Source organism: Psychroserpens mesophilus (genome assembly GCF_050617655.1).
Classification (GTDB): domain Bacteria; phylum Bacteroidota; class Bacteroidia; order Flavobacteriales; family Flavobacteriaceae; genus Psychroserpens; species Psychroserpens mesophilus_A.
Genome location: NZ_JBODQC010000514.1, coordinates 1 through 235 on the forward strand (window position 1 = coordinate 1; position 235 = coordinate 235).

Annotated in this window: 1 protein-coding gene; it reads left to right on the forward strand. The window is 62.1% G+C overall.

Annotated elements, in window-relative coordinates:
• Positions 1-38: 38 nt before the first annotated feature.
• On the forward strand, positions 39-235 hold a 197-nt coding region (locus tag ACRHNM_RS18210; RefSeq protein ID WP_431138032.1), incomplete at its 3' end, for a cyclic pyranopterin monophosphate synthase MoaC.

Sequence of the window (235 nt, forward strand, 5' to 3'; positions counted from 1 at the left end):
TCCGGGAAGGCGGGGTCCCCAAAGGGGATGTATTGGAAATGAGTAAGGCTGCCGGGCTGCTCGGGGTAAAGCAAACCCCCTACCTGTTGCCGGACTGCCACCCCCTGCCCATCGAGGAGGCCCGGGTGGCATATGAAATGGACGGTATGGAAATCCGCATCCTGATGACCGTCCGGACCCACTACAAAACCGGGGTGGAGGTAGAAGCCATGCACGGGGCCAGCGTGGTGGCCCT